The organism is Blastococcus carthaginiensis (genome assembly GCF_030731085.1).
Classification (GTDB): Bacteria; Actinomycetota; Actinomycetes; order Mycobacteriales; family Geodermatophilaceae; genus Blastococcus; species Blastococcus carthaginiensis.
Genome location: NZ_JASNFN010000025.1, coordinates 60,635 through 82,114 on the forward strand (window position 1 = coordinate 60,635; position 21,480 = coordinate 82,114).

Consider the following 21,480-nt stretch of genomic DNA (forward strand, 5'->3'; position numbering starts at 1 on the left):
ATGGCGACCGTCACCGCGACGGTCACCGTGACCGGCCATCTCATGGACACCGGCATCCTCGGCCGGGTCCTCGACGACGTCCTGGAGTACGGCGGGGACTACCGGATCACCGACCTGGACCTGGGCCGCGAGCACGCCGACGAGTCGACGGCGCTGATCGAGATCCGCGCCGACGACACCGAGCGCCTCGAGCGGATCCTCATGCGGGTGCAGGTCCACGGCGCCAACCCCGTCGACCCGGGCACGGCGACGACCCGGCCCGCCCCCGCGGACGGCGTCTTCCCCGACGACTTCTACTCGACCACCAACCTGGAGACCCTCGTCCGGCTGGACGGGGAGTGGCTGCGGGTGCGCAACCCCGAGATGGACTGCGGCCTGGTGGTGACCACCGACGAGGGCGGGGCGGGCGGGCAGGTCACGGTGCGCACCGTCCCGGTGAGCGACGTGCGGGCGGGCGACGCCGTCGTCTGCGGCGCACACGGCGTGCGGGTGGAACTGCCGGTGCAGGCGCCGCGCGGCGAGGAGGACGACTTCGGCTTCATGTCCTCGGCCGTCTCCAGCGAGAAGCCGCAGGCGTTGCTCGTCCGCCAGATCGCCGAGCGGATGCGCGAGGTCAAGGCCGCCGGGCAGCGGGTGCTGTGGGTGGGCGGCCCGGCCGTGGTGCACACCGGCGCCGCCCCCGCGATGGTGCGGCTGGTCCGCGCCGGCTACGTCGACGTCCTCTTCGCCGGCAACGCCCTGGCCACCCACGACATCGAGTCGGCGCTGTTCGGCACCTCGCTCGGCGTCGACCTGGCGAAGGGCTCGGGGGTGCCGCACGGGCACGAGCACCACATCCGCGCGATCAACACGATCCGGGCGGCCGGCTCGATCCGGGCGGCCGTCGGCTCCGGCGTCCTCACCGGCGGCGTCATGCGCGCGATGGTGGAGGCCGGGAAGCCGTTCGTGCTGGTCGGCTCGGTGCGCGACGACGGGCCGCTGCCCGACGTGCACACCGACGTCATCGAGGGTCAGCGGGCGATGCGCGCCGAGCTGCACGACGTCGGCTTCGCGATCATGGTGGCGACGATGCTGCACTCGATCGCGACCGGGAACATCCTGCCGGCGTCGATCCCGCTGGTGTGCGTCGACATCAACCCGGCGACGGTCACGAAGCTGGCCGACCGGGGCAGCGCCCAGGCGATGGGCATCGTCACCGACATCGGCCTGTTCCTCGAGCAGCTGGCCCGCGAGCTGGCCCCGGAGTGACGAATCACCAGCAGGGCTAGCGCTTCGCGTCAGGACAGTGGGCGCAGACGCGCCGTTCCCGTGCCGAGAATTGACCATCTGCGTACTCCGTCGCCATCGGCGGCGGTCTCGGGAAGGCAGCCGGACGTTGGCGGCCGCAGTACTAGGCCTCGCCCTCGGCGACGGCTCTCCTGACCAGGTCGGCGGCGCCGACGATGCCGGCCTGGGCACCGAGCGCGGCGGCGACGACGCGGGGACCGGGGCGGAACCCGCGGCCGGGCAGGGCGCGCTCGAGCCGCTCGCGGGCCGGGCGCAGCACCATCTCGCCGAGCACGCTGACGCCGCCGCCGATCACCACCACCTCGGGATCGAGCACGGCAGCCAGGTCGGCGATCCCCTGGCCCAGCCAGCAGCCGACCTCGGTGACCAGTTCCAGGGCGAGCGGATCGCCGTCGTAGGCCGCGCGGGCCACGTGCTCGCCGGTCAGCCGGTCGGGTTCGCAGTCGACCCGCTCCAGCAGCAGGGCGGCCGCGGCCGGCGAGGTGCGGGCCACCTCGCGCGCGGTCTGCCCCAGCGCCGTCCCGCTGGCGTACTGCTCCCAGCAGCCCCGGTTGCCGCAGGCGCACAGCCGGCCGTCGGGGACGACGCGCATGTGCCCCCACTCCCCCGCGACGCCGTGCGAGCCGCGCCGCAGCCGCCCATCGAGGACGATCCCCCCGCCGATGCCGGTGCCGAGGGTGATCATCAGGGCCAGGTCGGCGCCGCGGGCGGCGCCGTAGCGGTACTCGGCCCAGGCCGCGGCATCGGCGTCGTTGCCCACCCACAGCGGGCGCTGCAGGCGCGCGGCGAGGTCCTTGCGCAGCGTCGAGTTGCGCCAGGCCAGGTGTGGGCTGAACAGCACGGTGTCCCCGGTGCGGTCGAACCACCCGGCGGCGCCCACGCCGACCCCGACGATCGCGCCCTCGTGCCCCTCGGCGAGTTCCGCGACGACGGCGGCGATGGCGTCCTCGGTGTCGCTCACCGAGGCCCCGGGCGTCGCCCGCCGGGCGGTGGCCAGCATCTCGCCGTCGGGAGCCACCAGCCCTCCGGCGACCTTGGTCCCGCCGATGTCGATGCCGAGCGCCGGCAGGGCCGTCACCGCCGGCCCGGTCACGCGATGTCGATCCGCTGGACGGCCGGCTGCGCGGCCGCCTGCTCCTCGGGGCGCGGCCCGGCCGCCTCGCCGGCACCGTCGGGCGGCTGCTCGGCGAACGACCGCAGCGCGGTCGCGGCGGCGGTGAGGACGTCGGCCAGCGCGGCGGTCACCTCCGGGCGTTCACCACGCAGGACGGCCGCCATCTGGCAGACCGGGCACCAGCGGCAGTCGTCGCCACCGTGCTCCCCGGTACCTGTGCCGGGCGTCTCCCCGGCTCCGGCGCGGACGGCGTCGAAGAGACGGCGGGCCTGGTCGGCCCAGTCGGCACCGCTGGTCATCTGGTCCTCTCCTCGGCCGCCAGGAGGTCGGCCGGCCACTGCTGCGGATCCGGGCGGAAGCTGATCTCGAGGCGCGCGGCGGCGGCACCGGGGGCGAGCAGTCGTCCCCCGGTCACCTCGCACCGGCGCAGCAGCGAGTCCAGGCGCAGCGAACGACGATCCTCCCCCACGGACACCACGAGGTCATCGCCCCACCGGGTCAGCCCCACCTCCGCGCGCTCGGCGAAGGGCAGCGGCACGGCCAGCCGCCACCCGCCCTCCCCCCGCTGCGGGGCCGGCGGAACCGGCCCACCGGACGCGGGGAGCTCCAGCCCGCCCAGCAGCGCGACGGCACCGGTCACGTCCACCGGCGGCACCGGCAGCTCGGGCACCTCGTGCACCGGCGCCACCTCCGCCAGGCCGCTCCGGGCGGCGTCCTGCTCGGCGGCACGGGCGCTCCACCACTCCCCTGTGCCGGCCGTGAGGAGCACGCGGGCGAGGACGGCCGCGACCCGGAGCCCGTGCAGGCCGAGGACGGTCGCCGCGCGCCGGACCGGCGGCACCGCGGACCGCTGCGCCGCCGTGGTCAGCCAGACGGCCGTGTCGGTGGGGTCGGCGAGCCGGTCCCGGGCGAGCAGCCCCTCGACGGCGGGCAGGAGGTCGAGCACGGTGTCCAGGGGGCCCCGGCGGACCGCCCCGGCCGCCACCGACGCCGTCCGGACGGCGGCCAGCGCGCGCGCCGTCGGCGGCAGCGCCTGGTCCAGCCACCAGCGGAGCGAGCCGGGCAGGGCGGCGAGCGCGAGCCCGTCCGCCAGCGGCCCGGCGTCGACCACGACGAGGTCGGCGTCCGCCGCGCCGAGCGCCGCCAGGAGCGCGAGCTCACCGGCGCCGGGGACCGGCACCACCGAGGTCGCCGGCGGCAGGTCCAGGTGCGGGAGCAGCGCGCCCAGGGCCCCGGCGTGGGCACCCCACAGCTCCTCGACCGCCCGGCGGCCGTCCACCCGCCGGACGTGCAGGCCCGGCACCTCGTCGAGGCCGGGCACGGGTGCCGGCTGCCGGGAGAGGAGCAGCGTGCTCCGGCCCTCCCGGGCGGCGCGCACGGCGGCGGCCGCGGCCACCGTCGACGACCCCGCCCCGCCGGAGCCGGTGACCAGGAGGGTGCGCACCGCGGCTCAGCCCTCGACGCGCTTCTTGAGCTCCTTGAGCGCGGTGTCGAGGATGACCTTCTCGGCCTTCCGCTTGATCATGCCGAGCATCGGGATGGAGAGGTCGATGGTGATCGAGTAGGTGACCTCGGTGCGGCCGCCGGTCTCGACGAGGGTGTAGGAACCCTCCTGCCGCTTCTGCATCTGGCCCTTGACCAGGGTCCAGGAGACGCGGCGGTCGTCGTCCCACGTGTACTCCAGGACGTAGTCGTCCTTCACCGCCCCGGCGTCGAGCACGAAGTGCACGCGGCGGGCCCGGCCGTCCGCACCCGTCTCGAGCACCTCGACCTTCTTGGCGGCGGCGACCCACTGCGGGTAGGAGGGGAAGTCGGCGATCACCGCCATGACCTCGGCCGCAGGCGCCTCGACGACGATCGACTGGGTGGACTGGTCGGCCATGGGCAGCAGGCTAGCTGCTCGGGCCCCGACCGGCCCCGCGCACCACGGCACTCCGCTACTGCCGGGTAGCACCAGCCGCTAGATTGGCCCGGACGTCCCCGTACCGGGGCCGCGGGCGACGGAGCCCGGCGGGCGGTCGGGGAGGAGAGGACCGGGCGTGCGCGAGTTCAGCGTTCCTGCAACCCACGAGGTGGGCCCCGACGAGGCGCTCACCGACATGCTGGCGGCCAACGTCGCCGGGCACGGTGACGAGGTCGGCCTCCGGCGCCGGGTGGACGGCCGCTGGACCGACGTGACCTGGCGGCAGTTCGGCGAGGAGGTCCGCGGCGTCGCCAAGGGCCTGATCGCCGCGGGCGTGGCCGCCGGCGACCGCGTCGCCCTGCAGGCCAGGACGCGCTACGAGTGGACGGTCTTCGACTACGCCATCTGGACCGCCGGCGCCGTCGTCGTGCCGATCTACGAGACCTCCAGCGCCGACCAGGTGGCCTGGATCCTCTCCGACTCCGGCGCCACGGTCGCCGTCGTCGAGCGCGACGAGCACGCCGCCGCCATCGAGTCGGTCCGCGACCAGGCGCCGGACCTCAAGGCCGTCGTCGTCATCGACGACGGCGCCGTCGAGCAGCTGACCGCCACGGGTTCGGGCGTGCCCGACAGCGAGCTGGACGCCCGCCGCGCCACCTTGCGCGCCGACAGCCTCGCCACGCTGATCTACACCAGCGGCACCACCGGGCGTCCCAAGGGCTGCGAGCTCACGCACGGCAACTTCCTGTTCGAGATCGGCAACGGCATCACGCTGCTCGACCGGTTCATGAACGTGCAGGGGTCGCTGCTGCTGTTCATCCCGCTGGCCCACGTCCTGGCCCGCGTCCTGCAGGTCGGCGCGATCAAGAACCGGACGGTCATCGGCCACACGGCGGACGTGAAGAACCTCGTCGAGGACCTCGGCGAGTTCAAGCCCACGTTCGTGCTCGCCGTCCCGCGGGTCTTCGAGAAGGTGTTCAACTCGGCCAAGGCGAAGGCCGAGGGCGACGGCAAGGGCAAGATCTTCGACCGGGCCGCCCAGGTCGCGATCGACTGGTCGCGCGCCCAGGACACCGGCGGCCCCGGGCTGGGCCTGCGCGCCCAGCACGCGCTGTTCGACAAGCTGGTCTACGGCAAGCTGCGTGCCGCCCTCGGCGGGCGCTGCCTGGGCGCCATCTCCGGCGGCGCCCCCCTCGGTGAGCGGCTCGGCCACTTCTTCCGCGGCATCGGGGTCACCGTCTTCGAGGGCTACGGCCTCACCGAGACCACCGCGGCGGCCTCGGTCAACCACGACGAGGCGATCCGCATCGGCACCGTCGGCCGCCCGCTCCCGGGTGTCGCCTTCTCGGTCGCCGAGGACGGCGAGCTGCTCATCCGCGGCGGCATCGTGATGCGCGGCTACTGGAAGAACGAGGACGCCACCCGCGAGGCGATCGACGCGGACGGGTGGTTCCGCACCGGCGACCTCGGCGAGATCGACGACCAGGGCTTCGTCCGGATCACCGGCCGCAAGAAGGAGATCCTGGTGACCGCGGGCGGCAAGAACGTCGCCCCCGCCGGGCTCGAGGACCGGCTGCGGGCCCACCGCCTGGTGAGCCAGTGCATCGTCGTGGGCGACCAGCGGCCCTACATCGCCGCGCTGGTGACCCTCGACGAGGAGGCCCTGCCGCAGTGGCTGGAGTCCAAGGGCAAGGACACCGGGCTGACGGCCGCCCAGCTGCGCGAGGACCCCGACGTGCTCGCCGAGATCGGCGCCGCGGTCGAGGACGCCAACAAGGCGGTGTCCCAGGCCGAGGCGATCAAGAAGTTCACGGTGCTGGCCACCGACTTCACCGAGGACAACGGGATGCTGACGCCGAGCCTCAAGCTCAAGCGGAACGTCGTGCTCAAGGAGTTCGGCTCCGACGTCGAGTCGCTCTACTCCCGCTGAGCACCGCCGCCGACCAGGGGCATAGGAAGCTTTACCTACGTCCGCAGGCCCCATGACGTAGGTAAAGCTTCCTATGCCTGGTCGCAGCCGGGTTCGAGCAGCTGCGCGAAGTCGGTCGCGATGGTGGTCCAGGACCACCGCCGCTCCACCCACGTCCGTCCGGCCCGCCCCATCGCCCGGGCCCGCTCCGGGTCGTCGAGCAGCCCGGCCAGCGCCGTCGCCACTGCCGCGGGTGACCGCGGGTCCACCACGTGCCCGGTGACGCCGTCCTGCACCGCTTCGGGGGCTCCCCCGGAGGTGCCGGCCACCACCGGGCGGGCGCAGGCGGCCGCCTCGAGGAACACCATGCCGAGCCCCTCGACGTCCAGCCCACCGCGCCGGGTGCGGCAGGGCATGGCGAAGACGTCGCCGGCCGCGTAGTGCGCGGGCAGCTCGTCGTGGTCGACCGGGCCGGTGAGGACGACGGAGTCCTGCAGCCCGCGGGCCGCGACCGCGCGGCGGAGCTCCCCCTCGTCCGGCCCACCGCCGACCAGCAGCAGCCGCGCCGCCGGGTGGCGGGCGAGCACCCGCGGCCACCCCGCGACGAGGACGTCCTGGCCCTTGCGGGCGACCAGCCGCGAGACGCAGACCACGACCGGTGCGTCGCCCAGGCCGTGGCGCGCGCGCACCGCCGCCCCGTCGACCTCCGGGGTGAAGCGGTCGACGTCGACTCCCGGCGACAGCTGGGCCAGCCGGGTGCGCCCCCCGAGCGGTGGCGCGAGCCGGTCCCGCGTGTACTCGCTGATGTAGGTGAGGACGTCCAGCCCGGTGGCGATCCGCTGCATCACCTGCCGGCTCCCCGGGAGGGCCACCCAGCCGGTCTCGTGGCCGTGCGTGGCGCCGACCAGGTGCCGCACCCCGGCGGCCCGCAGCGCGGGCGCGAGCAGCCCCAGCGGTGCGGCCGCGCCGAAGAACGCGGTGTCGCAGCCGTACCGCCGGACGAGGTCCACGGCCGCGCGTGCCGTCGCCCGCGTCGGGAGCAGCATGCCGGTCGGCCGGCGCACCACCGGGTACGGCAGCGCCGCGTCGTGCTCGGCCGAGCCCGGGGTGTCCGAGGCGAGCACGACCAGGGAGTCCGGCGGCCGCCGGTCCAGCAGCGCGGCGACGAACGTCTGGATGCCGCCCTGCCGGGGCGGGAAGTCGTTGGTGACGACGAGGGTGCGCGTCACGGGCCCTCCAGCCGCGCCCAGTCCGCGGCCATCGCGATGCGCTGCGCGGTCGTGGGGTGGCTGCCGAAGAACCAGTGCCAGGCCGCAGGCGGGTCCGGGTCGCCGAGGTTGGTGCCGGCCAGCCGCTGCTGCATGTCGACGAACGCCTCCGGGTCGCGGGTGAGCTCGAGGGCGTGCAGGTCCGCGCGCTCCTCGATCTGCCGGGACACCAGGTTCTGCACCGGCGTGGCGAGCAGCCCGCCGGCGGACACGAGGAACAGCAGCAGCGGCACCACCCGCGGGTCACCGGGTCGTCCGGCGCCGGCCCGGCGGAGCAGCGGCGTCCAGCTCAGCAGCCAGCCGAGCAGCGCGGTGGCCGCCCCCGCACCCAGTGCGCCCATGAGCGTGCCGGTCAGGACGTCGTCCGCGGCGACGTGCCCCAGCTCGTGCGCCACGATGGACTCGATCTCGGCGTCGGGCAGCTCGCCGAGCAGGGTGTCGTAGACGACGATCCGCCGGGTCGACCCGAACCCGGAGACGTAGGCGTTCAGCGCCGTCGTCCGCCGGGAGGCGTCGGAGACCAGCACGTCCTGCACCGGTGTGCCGTTCTCCTCGGCGAGGGCGAGCAGATCGCTGCGGAGCTCCCCCGCCGGTAACGGTTCGAAGGAGTTGAACGCCGGCTCGATGACCACCGGGTAGAGGAACGACCCGACGACCACCAGGCCGGACGCGGCCGCGCCGGCCCAGGCCCACCAGGTGCGCGGGGCGCGGCGGGCGAGCCAGAGGAAGGCCAGCAGCACGAGCACGGTCAGCGCCGCGCTGATCGCCAGGGAGACCGCGACGTCGCGCAGCCAGAGCCACCAGCTCCGCGTCGAGAGCCCGTAGCTGCTGCGCACCGACTCCGCGTAGGCCGAGATCGGGAGGGTCGCCAGGCGCCCCAGCAGCAGCAGGACCGGCACCCCCACCAGCACCTGGAGGGTCCACCGGCCGCCCACCCGCGCCCCCACGGCGCGCATCAGCCGGGCCCCCAGCGGGGTCAGCCCGAGCGCCGCCGACACCCCCAGACCGAGCACGAGGGAAAGCAGCGAGGCCGGCCGCAGCGCGTCCGCGAAGGCCTCGGCGCGCTCGATCCGGTCGGGGTCCAGCCCGGCGGTCGGATCCGGCTCGGTGTACCCCCCGGGCGGTTCCGGCAGCACGGTCCACGGGGTGCGGACGGCGATGACGACGACGACGGCGATCCCGAGCAGGGCCGCGGCCACCAGGGCGACCCGGCGAGCGCTCACCCGGCCGATCCTAGTGAGCCGGTCGCCGTCCCCCTCGCCGCCCGCGGGGTGGCGGCGATCCCCGGACGGGGTCCGGCGCGCCGGCCGGACGACGAGGGCCGGTGATCCCGGGTGGGATCACCGGCCCTCGTCGAGCACCTGCAGCTGTCAGCCCGCGATGCGGCGGGCGCCGTTGTAGTCGGGCATCGAGTCCAGGCTCCCCACCTTCACCGGCTGGCCGGAGGTGGAGGCGTGCACCATCTGGCCGTTGCCGATGTACATGCCGACGTGGCTGACCGGGCTGTAGAAGAACACCAGGTCGCCGGGCTGCAGCTCGCTGCGCGAGACGGGCGTGCCCATCTGGCTCTGCGACCGGCTGGAGTGCGGGAGCGTCACGCCCGCCGCGGCGTAGGCGTACGAGGTCAGGCCCGAGCAGTCGAAGGCGTTCGGCCCGCCGGCGCCCCAGACGTACGGGTCGCCGATCTGGGCGAGCGCGGTGTTGACCGCGACCTGGGCGGCCGAGCTCGGCGCGGTGACGGCGCTCGGCGCGGGCAGGGCGGCGCCGCCGTGTGCCTGCGCCACCTGCTCCTGCTGTGGCGCGGTGAGCGCCTCGTAGCGGCGCTGGTAGTCGGCGATCTTCGCCTCGAGCTCCTCCTGCTGGGCGGCGATCTGCTCCACCGTCCGCTCGGCGTCGGCGGCGGCCTCCTCGGCGGCGTCGCGGGACTGCTCCGCGCCCTCGGCCGCCTGCGACACCTCCGTGATCACCGCGTTCGTGTGCCCGGCGATGGCGTCGAGGGTGCCCAGCTGGTCGAGGAGGTGGTCCGCCGAGTCGCTGGTCAGCAGGGCGTGGAGCTGCGACATGCCGCTGCCGGTGTAGGCGCTGCGGGCCAGCCGGCGGATGTGCCCGTCGAGGGAGCCGATCCGGGCCTCCGCCTCGGCGGCGGCCGCGCTGGCGGCCCGTGCCTCGTCCTGGTGGCGGGCGAGGACGACGCGCGCCTCGTTGAGCTGCTCGGAGACCACCTCGAGCTCGTGGCTGGCCTCGGCCACCTGGGCGGCGACCTCGTCGGCCGTGCCCGGGACGGCCGACGCCGTCCCCGGGAGGATCGTGACGGTCACGGCCGTGACGGCGGTGACCAGGAAACCCGAACGGAGCGGACCGAGGCGACGGGCGCGCGAGCTGCACCGGTCGGCGGCGTGGAGCTGTTCGGGGGCGTGCGTCAGGAGTGCGTGAGGGGTCGCCACGAGCGGCGGCTCTCCGTTTCTTCCTCTGCAACCGCCGACCGAGTTAGCTGACGGGTTCGGGCTGGGAAGACTGGCCCTATCCCCCGCGCACCGGCGGGCCGGCTGCGGGAGAACTCACCCCAGAACTGCGGTGGGTCCCCGGTACACCCCGGGCGCCAGTGGTGCGCGCCCGGCGGTGATTAGGCGGTGTCCGGTCGAGGCCATCCATCGACGGATGACGACCACCCGGCCGGACGGCGTGAACCTTAACGATCGTGATACCCCCGTGACAAATGATCGCTGGAGAAACCCGTGTGACGAGGATCCCCAGCTCACGGGCGCGCCTCCCCGCCCGACCTCCCGACCCGGGGTAGGGGGTACCGGTCCGTGCGGGCCCGTGCTCACCCCGTGCGCCGGCCCCGGGAGCGGTCACCGTCGTGACCCCCGGCCCCGTCCGGGTGGCGCAGCGGGGGCACCAGCCCGCCCTCGGCGAGCGCCCGCACGGCCCGGCGTTCCACCTCGTCGAACTCCACCACCACCCCGGGCGGCGGGACGACGACGTCCTCGGCGGCGGGTGACGGACCGCCGCGGGGGCGGCCGGTCATGGGCACGACCACCGGGTCGACCCCCTGCCATCCCGGCGGGGCCCCGAGCAGCACGGTCACGACGCAGTCGGCGCAGCCGGTCCCGCGGGCGGTGCAGGTGTCGCAGTCGATGAGCATGGCTTCCTCTCTCCTCCGTGAGTCGCTGCGCACGGTAGGAGCGGTCACCGACATTCCCGGCCGCGCCACCGGCGCCGGTCCGGCGTCGTCAGCTGCCGGCGTACTCCCAGTGCCACGGCTCCTCGCGCCCGTTGCCCGGATCGGCCCAGGTCGGGTGCAGGAAGCCGAAGCGGCCGGCGTTGGCCACCATCCAGGCGTACTGCGGGGTGCCGAAGGACTGGACGCCGCCGCACAGGTCCACCGCGAGCCCCCAGCCGTGGTTGCTCGTGCCCGGGACCGCCGCGAGCGCCGGCTTCTCCCCGTACAGCTTCACCTGGCCAGCGTAGGTGCGGTAGGAGTCGGTGATGCACAGCGGGCGCCCGAAGTCCGCCGCGTAGGCCGCCGCCATGGCCCGGTAGGCCGCGGCCGCGTCGCACCGCAGGGAGTGCCCGCCGACGCCCAGGGGGCACATCGCGCTGGGCGGGATCAGGCCGTTCGGGTAGCCGCCCCAGGCGCGGCCGCCGTCGTAGCTGGGCGGGTAGACGGTGTTGCCGCACTCGGTCCGCAGCGCCCCCGCGGTCGGCTCCGGGACGGCCGCCGGGGACCGCTGGCCCAGGACCGGGCGGCCGATGCCCAGCACCTGGTCACCCGGGAGCGTCCGCACCACCACGGCACCGGCCCGGGCGTCGGCGGTGAGCATGGTCCTCGGGTCCAGCGCGATGCCCACGTGCCCCAGGCCGGACTCCGGTGAGCCGAGGAAGACGAGGTCACCGGGGAGCACGTCGGCGGGGGCCACCGGCGCGGTCCGCGCGAACAGCTCCCCCTGCGTCCCCGGCAGGGAGACCCCGGTCCGGCCGTAGACCGCCTGCACCAGGGAGCCGCAGTCCCATGAGTCCGGCCCCGCCGTCCCGGGGGCGTAGGGCTGCCCCAGGGCCTCCATCGCGCCGCCGACCGCGGCGAGCGTCTCCACGGGCAGCACGAGCAGCGAGGTGGGGCGACCGGGCAGCTGGGCCACCCCGCGCTGGGCACCACCCCCGCCCGCGCCCACCGGCACCAGGCGGTCGGGCAGGGCCAGCCCGGGGTCGCGCAGCGCGGACGCCGGCACCTCCGCCAGCCCCGCGGCGCGGAGCTGGTCGACGTAGGCCCGCCAGCTCGCCGCCGTCTGCTCGTTGACGGCGAGCTGCTCCCGCTGGAGCTGGGCGAGCTGACCGTCGACGACGGCGAGCGCGTCGCCGAGCTCGGCGGTGACCGCCTCGGCCGCCGCCTCGAGCTCGGCCACCCGGGCGCCCACCTCGTCCGCCCGCGTCCGGGCCTGGTCCAGCGCGGCCTGGGCGCGCGCCTGCTCGTCCAGCGCGGCGCGCCGGTGGCCCTCCGCGACGCCGATCACCCGGGCCGCGTGCGCATCGACCACGTCGAGGAACCCCAGGCCGGAGAGCACCTCCCCCGGGTCGCCGCCGCTGAGCAGCAGGGTCAGCGGGGTGAGGGCGCCACCGTCCCGGTAGACGGCCGCGGCGTAGTCGGCCACCTCCCGCTGGTACCCGGCCAGCACGCCCTGCGCCGCGTCGAGGACCGCCTGCGCCTCGCCGACGGCCCGCTGGGCCCCGGCGAGCGCCTCGCGGGCGGCGACGACCTCGGCCTGGCGGGCCCGCAGCTCGTCCTGGACCTCCGCGGCGCGCCGCTGCAGCCGGTCAAGGTCGGGGCTCTCCAGCACGCCGGAGGTGCCGCCCGGCTGGTCGCTGGGCGCGGCGGCGGCCGGCCCGCCCGGCAGCAGCACCAGCACGCAGGCCGCGAGGGCCGCGACCGCCACCCGCCGCCGGGCCCGGCCGGACGGGTGCGCCCAGGAGCGCGCGGGCATCGCCGACCACCTCCAGGCAACGGGCCGGTCGCGCGGGCGGCGACGGGCGCTGGCGTGCATGGTGACCCGTGCGGGGGCGGAAAGCCAGGTGGTCCCCGGACCCGGCGCCCCGCTCCCCCTGGTCGGGCGGCCCACGGCCCCCCGCCCGGGGGGTGGCCGGCCCGGCGCGCGTCCCCCGGAGTGTCAGCACCCCGACCTAGCGTCCGCCCCGTGCCACCTCCCCCAGCACCGCCGCGCTACGAGCAGGTCTCCATCGCCGACGTCGGGACGCCGCTGGCGCAGGTGACGTTCGTCGTCGTCGACCTGGAGACCACCGGCGGCTCGCCGAAGGACAGCGCGATCACCGAGATCGGCGCCGTCCGGGTCCGCGGCGGCCAGGTGCTCGGCGAGTTCCAGACGCTCGTGGACCCAGGGCACGAGATCCCGCCCTACATCAGCGTGCTCACCGGCATCACCTCGACGATGGTCGCCACGGCCCCGCGGATCGGCGCCGTGCTCCCGGCCTTCCTCGAGTTCGCCCGCGGTGCGGTCCTCGTCGCGCACAACGCCCCGTTCGACCTCGGGTTCCTCAGGGCGGCGTGCGCCGAGAACGGGATGGCGTGGCCCGCGGCGGCCTCCGTCGACACCGCCGTCCTCGCCCGTCGGCTGCTCAGCCGCGACGAGGTGCCCAACTGCAAGCTGGCCACCCTGGCCCCGTACTTCTCGGCCACCACCTCACCCACGCACCGGGCCCTGGACGATGCCCGGGCCACCGTCGACGTGCTCCACGGGCTCTTCGAGCGGCTCGGGCCGCTCGGCGTCACCACCCTGGAGGAGCTGACCGGGCTGACCCGGCAGGTCGATCCCGAGCGCCGGCGGAAGCGGCACCTGGCCGACGCCGTGCCGCACGGGCCCGGCGTCTACCTCTTCCGCGGCCCGAAGGACGAACCCCTCTACGTCGGCACCTCCGGCGACCTGCGCAGCCGGGTCCGCAGCTACTTCACGTCGGGCGAGCAGCGCAGCCGGATCACCGAGATGGTGGGGCTCGCGCAACGCGTGGAGGCCATCCCCTGCGCGCACGCGCTGGAGGCGGCGGTCCGCGAGCTGCGCCTGATCGCCCGGCACAAACCGCGGTACAACCGCCGGTCCCGCTTCCCCGAGCGGGCGCTGTGGGTCCGGCTCACCGAGGAGCCCTTCCCCCGGCTGTCGGTGGTGCGCCGGGTCCGTCCCGACGCCGGGGTGTTCCTCGGGCCGTTCCCCGACCGCCGCGCCGCCGACGCCGCCGTGGCCGCCGTCCACGAGGTGCTGCCACTGCGGCAGTGCACCGCCCGGTTGTCGCCCCGCACGCCGGTCAGCGCCTGCGCGCTGGCCGACATGGGGCGGTGCGGCGCCCCCTGCACCGGCGCCCAGTCGGTTCCCGAGTACGCCGGGGTGGCGGCGGTCTTCGCCGCGGCGGTCGGCCACGACCCCCGCCCCCTGCTCGGGCCGCTGCTCGAGCGGGTGGAGCGGCTGGCGGGCGAGGAGCGCTACGAGGACGCCGCCGTGCTGCGCGACCGGGTGGCCGTGCTCGTGCGGGCCGTCCGGCGGCGGCAACGGCTGGCGTCGCTCGCCGCCGTCCCCGAGCTCGTGCTCGCCCGGCCCGACGGCGAGGGCGGCTGGGAGCTCTCCGTCGTCCGGTACGGGCGCCTCGCCGCCGCCGGGAACGCGCCGCGCGGCAGCACCGTCCGCAGCGTGCTGCCCGGTCTGCTGGCGACCGCGGAGACCGTGCCCGGCACCGACGCCGAGCACCCCACGACGGCCGACGAGACCGAACTCGTCCTGCGCTGGCTGGAGAAGCCCGGCACCCGGCTGGTGCAGCTCACCGGCACCCTGGCCTGCGCGGCGCCCGGCACGGGGGCCTACAGCGGTTTCCTGGCGCGCGTGGAGGCCGGGCGCGACGCGAGCGATCCCTTCGCCGACGGGCGGTCGCTGGGCACCCGCGCCCGTCCCGAGCGGATAGCATCCCCGGCGTGATCACCGCCATCGTGATGATCGACGCCGCCACCGACTCGATCGCCGAGGTCGCGCAGGCCGTCGCCGAGCTCGACGGGGTCAGCGAGGTCTACTCCGTCGCCGGCGAGGCCGATCTGATCGCCATCGTCCGCGTCCGCGAGTTCGAGCAGGTCGCCGAGGTGATCGCCGGCCGGATCAACAAGGTCCCCGGGGTCGTCGACACCGACACCCACATCGCCTTCCGCGCGTACTCGCGGCACGACCTCGAGGCGGCCTTCTCCATCGGGTTCGACACCGACGCCTGACGGAGCACCCCGTCCCTCGCGAGCTCGGGGAGCCTCTGGACGGGCCTAACCGCGGGCGGCCCGGCTCACGCCGATCCACCGGTCGAGCAGCGCCGCCGCGCGCCCGTCGTCGACCGCCGCCGCCGCCCGCTCCAGCCCGGCGGCGAGGCCGTCGTGCAGCCGTGCCGGCCGCTCGTCGAACGCGACCAGCGCAGCGGCCGAGTTGAGCAGCACCGCGTCGCGGACCGGCCCGCGCTCGCCGTCCACGAACCGACGGAACACCTCGGCGTTGACCCGGGCGTCACCGCCGCGCAGGGCGTCCGGCGCGGGCGCCTCGATGCCGAGCGCGCCGGGGTCGACGCGGTCGGGCGCCACCTCGCCGTCGCGGACGACCCAGACCGACGATGTGGTGGCGGTGGTCAGCTCGTCGAGCCCGTCGTCACCGCGGAACACCAGCGCCCGCGTCCCCCGGGCGGCGAGCACCTCGGCGAGCACCGGGGCCATGCGCGCGTTGGCGCAACCGATCGCCGCCGCCACCGGGCGCGCCGGGTTGGTCAGCGGGCCGAGGAAGTTGAACACCGTGCCGATGCCCATCTCCCGGCGCGGGGCGGCCGCGTGCCGCATGCCGGGGTGGAAGACCGGGGCGAAGAAGAACCCGATGCCGGCCTCGCGGACGCACGCGGCCACGGCGTCGGCCGGCAGGTCGATGACCACGCCGAGCGCCTCGAGGACGTCGGCGGCGCCCGACGACGACGACGCCGCCCGGTTGCCGTGCTTGGCCACGGGGGCGCCCGCGGCGGCGGTCACCACCGCGGCCATCGTGGAGATGTTGACGGTGTGGGCGCCGTCCCCGCCGGTACCGACGATGTCGACGCAGTCCATCGGCAGCCGGACCGGCGTGGCCCGGGCGAGCATCTCGGCGGCCAGCCCGGCTACCTCCTGCGCGGCCTCCCCCTTGGCCCGCAGCGCCACGGTGAAGCCGGCCACCTGAGCCGGGGTCGCCTCGCCGGTCATCACCTCGCGCATCGCCCAGCGGGTGTCCTCGGCGGTGAGGTCCTGCCCGGCCAGCAGGCGGTTGAGCAATCCGGGCCAGGTGGGTGCGGCCGTCGGCGTTCCCAGGGCCGTCACCGGCGCGCCGCGGGCCGGCCCGCGCGGGCCCGGAGCAGCTCGGCCACCACCCCGGGGGCGACCAGCGGGTCGACCGGCAGGGCCAGCGTCGCCTCCGCGCGGGACCAGTGCGCCAGCCAGCGGTCGGACTGCCGGGCGACGAGCAGGCACACCACCGGCCGGTCGGAGACCTCCACCTCCAACTGCCGGGCGAGCGCCATCCCACCGGTGGGCTGCGCCTCGCCATCGAGGACGCACAGGTCGATCCCGCCGGCGTCGACCGCGGCCACCACCTCGTCGCCCGTCGAGCACTCCAGCCAGCTCAGCGGACCCACGTCGGGAGCCGGCTGCCGCCCGACCGCCGCGCGCACCGCGTCGCGGACCTCCGGGCGGTGGCTGTAGAGCAGCACGGTGGCCGGCGCGGCGGGCTTCTCGGCAGCACTCACGCCGCCGAGCCTAGTGCCCGGATGCATCCGTGCAGGCCGGGCCGGTGCGTCGGTATCGACCTGATCACGACGACGCCACGCCGTCACCACCCGCAGTCGTGACGGCGCCCTGCCGATGCCATGATGAGCCCCGTGACAACGGCCCCCGTCGCGAGCAGCACCTTCGACACCTCGCGGGTGCACTCCCTGACCCGACCGAACATGGTCAGCGTCGGCACGATCATCTGGCTCGCCAGCGAGCTGATGTTCTTCGCCGGCCTGTTCGCCATGTACTTCACCGCGCGAGCCCGGGCCACCGAGGGGTGGCCGCCGGAGCCCACCGAGCTGAACCTGCCCTACGCCACGTTCTTCACCGTGATCCTCGTGCTGTCGTCGGTCACCTGCCAGTTCGGCGTCTTCGCGGCGGAGAACGGCAACGTCTACGGCCTGCGGCGCTGGTTCACGATCACCTTCGTGATGGGTCTGGTCTTCGTGCTGGCCCAGGCGAACGAGTACCGCGAGCTGGTCGTGCACGGGACGACGATCGCCTCGTCGACGTACGGTTCCGTCTTCTACCTCACGACGGGTTTCCACGCCCTGCACGTCATCGGTGGCCTCATCGCCTTCGTCTACGTGCTCATCCGGTCCACGATGGGCCGTTTCACGCCGGCGCAGGCGACCTCGGCCATCGTGGTCTCCTACTACTGGCACTTCGTCGACGTCGTGTGGGTCGGGCTCTTCGCCACGATCTACCTGATCCGCTAGGGAACCGGTGTCCACCACGAACCCGCAGTCCGACGCCCCGCTCGCCGACGCCGGCACACCGGTCGACCGGGCGCGCGCACGCCGTCGCTCCAAGCACCGCCGGCGGCTCGCCAACGTCGCGGGCCTCATGGCCTCGCTCGTCCTCACCGGCTCCCTGTACTCGGTGATCGCCCCCGCGCAGGCGGCCGACGAGGGTACGAGCGAGTCGGCGGCCGAGGCGGCCGGGCGCGAGCTCTACGAGCGCAGCTGCATCTCCTGCCACGGCGAGAACCTCGAGGGCGTGCCCAACCGCGGCCCATCGCTGATCGGTGTCGGGGAGGCCGCCGTCTACTTCCAGGTGCACACCGGCCGCATGCCGCTGGTCCGCCAGGAGGCCGACGCCCCCGACAAGCCGGCCGTCTTCTCCGACGAGGAGATCGACCAGCTCATGACCTACGTGCAGGCCAACGGCGGCGGGCCGACGCTCCCGTCGGGCGATCTGCGCGAGGGCGACCTCGCCCTCGGCGGTGAGCTGTTCCGGCTCAACTGCTCGTCCTGCCACAACTTCGTCGGGCAGGGCGGCGCGCTCTCCTCCGGCAAGGCGGCGCCGAGCCTGGAGAGCTCCAGCGATCTCGAGATCTACACCGCGATGCTGTCCGGCCCGGAGAACATGCCGGTCTTCGGCGACAACCAGCTCACCCCGGAGGAGAAGCGCTCGATCATCCTCTACGTCCAGACCATCAAGGACATGGCCGACCCCGGCGGCGCCGGCATCGGCCGCATCGGCCCGGTCAGCGAGGGCCTGGTCATCTGGATCGTCGGCATGAGCGCCCTCCTGTTCGGCATCTTCTGGATGGGGAGCAAGGCGTGAGCACGCCCGCGAGCCCATCGACCACCACGGCTGCCGCGCGATCGCTGACCACGACCGCCGGCAAGGAGGAAGCGTGAGCACCCGCGAGACCCGCCCCGGCTCGGCCGGCGGCGAGGACACCCCCGGTCCCCTGCACGGCGGGCCGGACGACGACTACACCCCCGAGCAGCTCGCTGCCATGCGCCGCGAGGAGCTCGACCTCCTCGGTGCGCGGTACGACGGCGTCGAGGTCCTCCACGTCGACCCGGGCCCCGAGCCCGGCTCGGCGATCGAGCGCCGGGCGGTGCGCCAGGTCGGCTGGACCTTCACCCTCGCCGGCGTGTTCGCCTTCCTGTTCCTGGTCGTCTACGTCGGCTCGGGCTGGTTTCTGCCCGAGTGGTCGTGGGCCGAGGAGGGCTCGACCTGGAGCGCGCTGTTCACGCCGCTCCTCGGCCTGTTCATGGGGCTCTCCCTCGCCCTGGTCGGCGCGGGTCTGGTGCTCTACACGAAGAAGCTTCTCCCGCACGAGACCGCGGTGCAGGACAAGCACGACGGTTCGCACTTCGACCGCGTCACCTCCGGTGCGACGCTGGTCGGCGGCTACCACAACAGCGGGCTCCCCCGCCGCAAGCTGATCACCCGCTCGCTGGGGTTCATGGGCGCCGGTGTCGGCATCATGCTGCTGGCCCCCCTCGGGGGCCTGATTAAGAACCCGAACACCGGCAATCCGCTCGGCCGCACCTCCTGGGCCGAGGGCGTCCGCCTCGTGCGTGACGACGGCAGCCCGGTCCGTCCCGGCGACCAGGAGCCCGGCTCCCTGGAGACGGTGTTCCCCGCCGTCCCCGGCGGCAACCGGCAGTCCGACGCCGCCACGATGCTGATCCGGCTCCGGCCGGAGCAGTTCGAGGCCGACCAGCCGCGCGAGGGCCAGGCGGACTTCGGCTACGGCGACTACGTCGCCTACTCCAAGATCTGCACGCACGCCGGTTGCCCGGTCTCGCTCTACGAGCAGGAGACCGGCCGCATCCTGTGCCCCTGCCACCAGTCGCAGTTCGACGTCAGCCAGGGCGCCAAGCCGATCTTCGGGCCGGCGACCCGCTCGCTGCCGCAGCTCCCCATCACGGTCGACGACGAGGGCTTCTTCGTCGCCCGCAGTGACTACATTGAGGCTGTTGGCCCGACCTACTGGAACCGGGAGCGCATCTGATGGCAGCTCGCACCGCCACGGCGCCGGGGGCCCCGACCACGAGGCTCGGCAAGTCCGCGCTCGAGATCGACGACCGCCTCGTCGTCGCCGGACCTCTCCGGCGGACCCTCAACAAGGTCTTCCCCGACCACTGGTCCTTCCTGCTCGGGGAGATCGCGCTCTACAGCTTCATCATCCTGCTGCTGTCGGGCACCTACCTGACCTTCTTCTTCCAGGCCTCGATGACCGAGGTCACCTACGACGGCTCCTACGACCCGCTGCGCGGCATCGACATGTCGATCGCCTACGCCTCGACGCTGGACATCTCCTTCGACGTCCGCGGCGGCCTCTTCATGCGCCAGCTGCACCACTGGGCGGCGCTGATGTTCGTGGCGGCGATCGTCGTCCACCTGCTCCGCATCTTCTTCACCGGTGCCTTCCGGCGTCCGCGCGAGACGAACTGGCTCATCGGCGTCGTCCTGCTGATCCTGTCGCTGCTCGAGGGCTTCGCCGGCTACTCGATGCCCGACGACCTGCTCAGCGGCACGGGGCTGCGGATCATGTCCGCGATCATCCTCGCGATCCCGGTGGTCGGTACCTGGATGCACTGGGCGGTCTTCGGGGGCGACTTCGTCGGCGAGCTCATCGTGGGCCGGCTCTACATCGCCCACGTGCTGCTCATCCCGGCGATCATGCTGGCCCTCATCGCGGTGCACCTGCTGATCCTGGTCAAGCAGAAGCACACCCAGTTCCCCGGCCCGGGGCGCACCGAGCACAACGTGGTCGGCAACCGCCTCTTCCCCACGTTCGCGGGGAAGGCGACCGGTCTGCTGTTCGTCGTGTTCGGGGTCTGCGCCGCGCTCGGCGGCCTCGTGCAGATCAACCCGGTCTGGCTGTGGGGCCCGTACAACCCGGCTCAGGTCTCGGCCGCGTCGCAGCCCGACTGGTACATCATGTGGCTGGACGGCTCGTCGCGGTTGTTCCCTGCGTGGGACCTGAACCTGCCGGGCGACTACACGATCCCCGCGCTGTTCTGGCCGACCGCGGTGCTGCCGGGCATCATCTTCGCGCTGCTGCTCTTCTACCCGATGATCGAGCGGAAGCTGACCGGGGACACCGCCTCGCACCACCTGCTCCAGCGCCCCCGCGACGTCCCGGTGCGCACCTCGCTGGGCATGATGTCGATCGCCTTCTACGTCGTGCTGCTGATCTCGGGTGGTAACGACGTCGTCGCCGACAAGTTCGACATCAGCCTGAACGCGATGACCTGGGCCGGCCGCATCGGGATGATCCTGCTGCCGCCGATCGTGTACGTGCTCACCTACCGCATCTGCCTCGGTCTGCAGCAGCACGACCGGGAGGTGCTCGAGCACGGCATCGAGACCGGTGTGATCCGGCGCCTGCCGCACGGCGAGTTCATCGAGGTCCACCAGCCGATCGGCCCGGTGGACGAGCACGGTCACGGCCAGCTCGCCTACGGCGGTGCTCCGGTGCCCAAGAAGATGAACCAGGTCGGTGCTGCACGACGCGCGATCCGCGGCTTCTTCTCCCCCGTGGAGGAGCCGACCGCGGTCGAGATCGATCAGCGCGCGGAGGGCCGCGGGCTCTCCGCCGGCGAGGCGGACCGGGAGCTGACGACCTCCGGTCGTCCCTCCGAGGGTGGCCGTCCGTCCGACGGTGGTCGCCCGCAGGACCCGCGCGACTGATCGACGCCTGACAGAGGGGCCCCGGTGGAACATCCACCGGGGCCCCTCTGCATCTCCGACCGTTTCACTGCACCGGCTCGTCGGTGTGACCGCAGAGCCCGCGGCGCTCCCGCGGGCGGCGCGGGACCCTGGCACTGACGTGCGCGGAGCGGCCGGTCCGGTCGCCGGTCCGAACGGCTGCGAGGCCGCCCGGGGCCCTCGGCGGTGCTGCAGCACCGAGCCGCCCCGCTCGCCCGTGGTGGAGCCCGCTCCCCGGCGCCCGCCCGGAGCCGTCAACCCCGGTCAGCCACTGCGCCGCGACCTCGTGGAGCGGGCGCGGGCGGCGCTCCCAGACCCCGCCCGGTCCACCTGGGCTCGTCAGCGACCTGCTGAGGCCGCTCCTGCGCCTCCCGTCCCTCGCCGCCAGCCCCGCCGCAGCCCGGCCGGCCCGGCTGGCGCCGCCTCGGACACGGAGCGGTTGCGCCCGCCGTGCGTGACACGGTGCCACGGCCCGCGTCGATCCCCACGAGCCCGTTCCCCGTCCCCCGGGCCTGCATCCGCCCCGGACGCGACGAGGGGACCGTGGCGCCTGGGTGGATCGGACCGCCGTCCATGACGCCCGCGAGGCCGCCCGTGTCCCTCCGCGGGGTGCAGCACCGTCCCCGCTCCGAGCCCGGGCAGGTCCCCGGGACGACGCTCCGGATCCACGGAAGGGCCCCCCCCCCCGGGGGCGGGGGGGGGCGGGTCGGGGGTACGGGCGGGGGGGGC

General features: G+C 74.6%; 19 protein-coding genes and 1 riboswitch. Of the genes, 8 read left to right on the forward strand and 11 right to left on the reverse strand.

Going from position 1 to position 21,480, the window contains the following annotated elements:
- Window positions 1-1,248, forward strand: a complete 1,248-nt coding sequence (locus QOZ88_RS18105) for an ornithine cyclodeaminase (RefSeq protein WP_306001115.1) — start codon at window positions 1-3, stop codon at window positions 1,246-1,248.
- 142 nt (window positions 1,249-1,390) lie between these two features.
- Here the strand turns inward: QOZ88_RS18105 and QOZ88_RS18110 are convergent, their stop codons facing one another.
- Genes QOZ88_RS18110 through QOZ88_RS18125 form a run of 4 tightly spaced genes read right to left on the reverse strand, consistent with a single transcriptional unit; the run spans window position 1,391 to window position 4,283 of the window.
- Window positions 1,391-2,380: an ROK family glucokinase gene (locus tag QOZ88_RS18110; RefSeq protein WP_306001116.1), complete on the reverse strand. Its 990-nt coding sequence runs from the start codon at window positions 2,378-2,380 to the stop codon at window positions 1,391-1,393.
- Window positions 2,377-2,700: a hypothetical protein gene (locus QOZ88_RS18115; protein WP_306001117.1), complete on the reverse strand. Its 324-nt coding sequence runs from the start codon at window positions 2,698-2,700 to the stop codon at window positions 2,377-2,379. The genes QOZ88_RS18110 and QOZ88_RS18115 overlap by 4 nt, the downstream gene beginning before the upstream one ends.
- Window positions 2,697-3,845 (reverse strand): ArsA family ATPase, encoded by a 1,149-nt coding sequence (locus tag QOZ88_RS18120; protein WP_306001118.1) that lies wholly within the window; start codon window positions 3,843-3,845, stop codon window positions 2,697-2,699. The genes QOZ88_RS18115 and QOZ88_RS18120 overlap by 4 nt, the downstream gene beginning before the upstream one ends.
- 6 nt (window positions 3,846-3,851) lie before the next feature.
- Window positions 3,852-4,283 carry an SRPBCC family protein gene (locus tag QOZ88_RS18125; RefSeq protein WP_091931347.1) on the reverse strand — a complete coding sequence of 144 codons (432 nt, stop codon included), beginning with the start codon at window positions 4,281-4,283 and terminating at the stop codon, window positions 3,852-3,854.
- Window positions 4,284-4,440: 157 nt separating this feature from the next.
- On the opposite strand from QOZ88_RS18125, the gene QOZ88_RS18130 reads away from it, so the two are divergent.
- Window positions 4,441-6,234 (forward strand): AMP-dependent synthetase/ligase, encoded by a 1,794-nt coding sequence (locus tag QOZ88_RS18130; RefSeq protein ID WP_306001119.1) that lies wholly within the window; start codon window positions 4,441-4,443, stop codon window positions 6,232-6,234.
- A gap of 71 nt (window positions 6,235-6,305) precedes the next feature.
- On the opposite strand, the gene QOZ88_RS18135 is transcribed toward QOZ88_RS18130, so the two are convergent.
- The 5 genes from QOZ88_RS18135 to QOZ88_RS18155 all read right to left on the reverse strand — a co-directional run bounded on the left by QOZ88_RS18135 (window position 6,306) and on the right by QOZ88_RS18155 (window position 12,460).
- On the reverse strand, window positions 6,306-7,442 hold the full coding sequence (locus QOZ88_RS18135) for a glycosyltransferase family 4 protein (protein WP_306001120.1): 1,137 nt from the start codon (window positions 7,440-7,442) through the stop codon (window positions 6,306-6,308).
- On the reverse strand, window positions 7,439-8,704 hold the full coding sequence (locus QOZ88_RS18140; RefSeq protein WP_306001121.1) for a M48 family metallopeptidase: 1,266 nt from the start codon (window positions 8,702-8,704) through the stop codon (window positions 7,439-7,441). Before QOZ88_RS18140 ends, QOZ88_RS18135 begins: the two co-directional genes overlap by 4 nt.
- Before the next feature lie 147 nt (window positions 8,705-8,851).
- Window positions 8,852-9,799 carry a C40 family peptidase gene (locus QOZ88_RS18145; protein ID WP_306001122.1) on the reverse strand — a complete coding sequence of 316 codons (948 nt, stop codon included), beginning with the start codon at window positions 9,797-9,799 and terminating at the stop codon, window positions 8,852-8,854.
- Window positions 9,800-9,941: 142 nt separating this feature from the next.
- A riboswitch (cyclic di-AMP (ydaO/yuaA leader) is annotated at window positions 9,942-10,121 on the reverse strand.
- Between the two features lie 184 nt (window positions 10,122-10,305).
- The gene (locus QOZ88_RS18150) at window positions 10,306-10,626 is read right to left on the reverse strand and encodes a hypothetical protein (RefSeq protein WP_319946898.1); all 321 of its coding nucleotides are present in this window, start codon (window positions 10,624-10,626) and stop codon (window positions 10,306-10,308) included.
- Between the two features lie 88 nt (window positions 10,627-10,714).
- Window positions 10,715-12,460: a D-alanyl-D-alanine carboxypeptidase family protein gene (locus tag QOZ88_RS18155; RefSeq protein WP_306001123.1), complete on the reverse strand. Its 1,746-nt coding sequence runs from the start codon at window positions 12,458-12,460 to the stop codon at window positions 10,715-10,717.
- Between the two features lie 210 nt (window positions 12,461-12,670).
- On the opposite strand from QOZ88_RS18155, the gene QOZ88_RS18160 reads away from it, so the two are divergent.
- Together QOZ88_RS18160 and QOZ88_RS18165 are read left to right on the forward strand one after the other, a co-directional pair.
- The gene (locus tag QOZ88_RS18160; RefSeq protein ID WP_306001124.1) at window positions 12,671-14,452 is read left to right on the forward strand and encodes a DEDD exonuclease domain-containing protein; all 1,782 of its coding nucleotides are present in this window, start codon (window positions 12,671-12,673) and stop codon (window positions 14,450-14,452) included.
- On the forward strand, window positions 14,449-14,736 hold the full coding sequence (locus tag QOZ88_RS18165) for an Lrp/AsnC family transcriptional regulator (RefSeq protein WP_091931340.1): 288 nt from the start codon (window positions 14,449-14,451) through the stop codon (window positions 14,734-14,736). Before QOZ88_RS18160 ends, QOZ88_RS18165 begins: the two co-directional genes overlap by 4 nt.
- A gap of 45 nt (window positions 14,737-14,781) precedes the next feature.
- On the opposite strand, the gene trpD is transcribed toward QOZ88_RS18165, so the two are convergent.
- Both trpD and QOZ88_RS18175 read right to left on the reverse strand, forming a co-directional pair.
- Complete coding sequence (trpD, locus tag QOZ88_RS18170; RefSeq protein ID WP_306001125.1) at window positions 14,782-15,843, reverse strand: anthranilate phosphoribosyltransferase; 1,062 nt, start codon at window positions 15,841-15,843, stop codon at window positions 14,782-14,784.
- Window positions 15,840-16,268 (reverse strand): helix-turn-helix domain-containing protein, encoded by a 429-nt coding sequence (locus tag QOZ88_RS18175; RefSeq protein ID WP_170852367.1) that lies wholly within the window; start codon window positions 16,266-16,268, stop codon window positions 15,840-15,842. The genes trpD and QOZ88_RS18175 overlap by 4 nt, the downstream gene beginning before the upstream one ends.
- Before the next feature lie 123 nt (window positions 16,269-16,391).
- On the opposite strand from QOZ88_RS18175, the gene ctaE reads away from it, so the two are divergent.
- The 4 genes from ctaE (at window position 16,392) to qcrB (ending at window position 20,733) form a co-directional block, all read left to right on the forward strand.
- Complete coding sequence (ctaE, locus tag QOZ88_RS18180; protein ID WP_319946899.1) at window positions 16,392-17,012, forward strand: aa3-type cytochrome oxidase subunit III; 621 nt, start codon at window positions 16,392-16,394, stop codon at window positions 17,010-17,012.
- 7 nt (window positions 17,013-17,019) lie between these two features.
- Window positions 17,020-17,862 carry a cytochrome bc1 complex diheme cytochrome c subunit gene (qcrC, locus tag QOZ88_RS18185; protein ID WP_306001127.1) on the forward strand — a complete coding sequence of 281 codons (843 nt, stop codon included), beginning with the start codon at window positions 17,020-17,022 and terminating at the stop codon, window positions 17,860-17,862.
- Between the two features lie 73 nt (window positions 17,863-17,935).
- Window positions 17,936-19,048 (forward strand): cytochrome bc1 complex Rieske iron-sulfur subunit, encoded by a 1,113-nt coding sequence (gene qcrA / locus QOZ88_RS18190; protein ID WP_306001128.1) that lies wholly within the window; start codon window positions 17,936-17,938, stop codon window positions 19,046-19,048.
- Window positions 19,048-20,733: a cytochrome bc1 complex cytochrome b subunit gene (gene qcrB, locus QOZ88_RS18195; RefSeq protein ID WP_306001129.1), complete on the forward strand. Its 1,686-nt coding sequence runs from the start codon at window positions 19,048-19,050 to the stop codon at window positions 20,731-20,733. The genes qcrA and qcrB overlap by 1 nt, the downstream gene beginning before the upstream one ends.
- Window positions 20,734-21,480 lie beyond the last annotated feature (747 nt).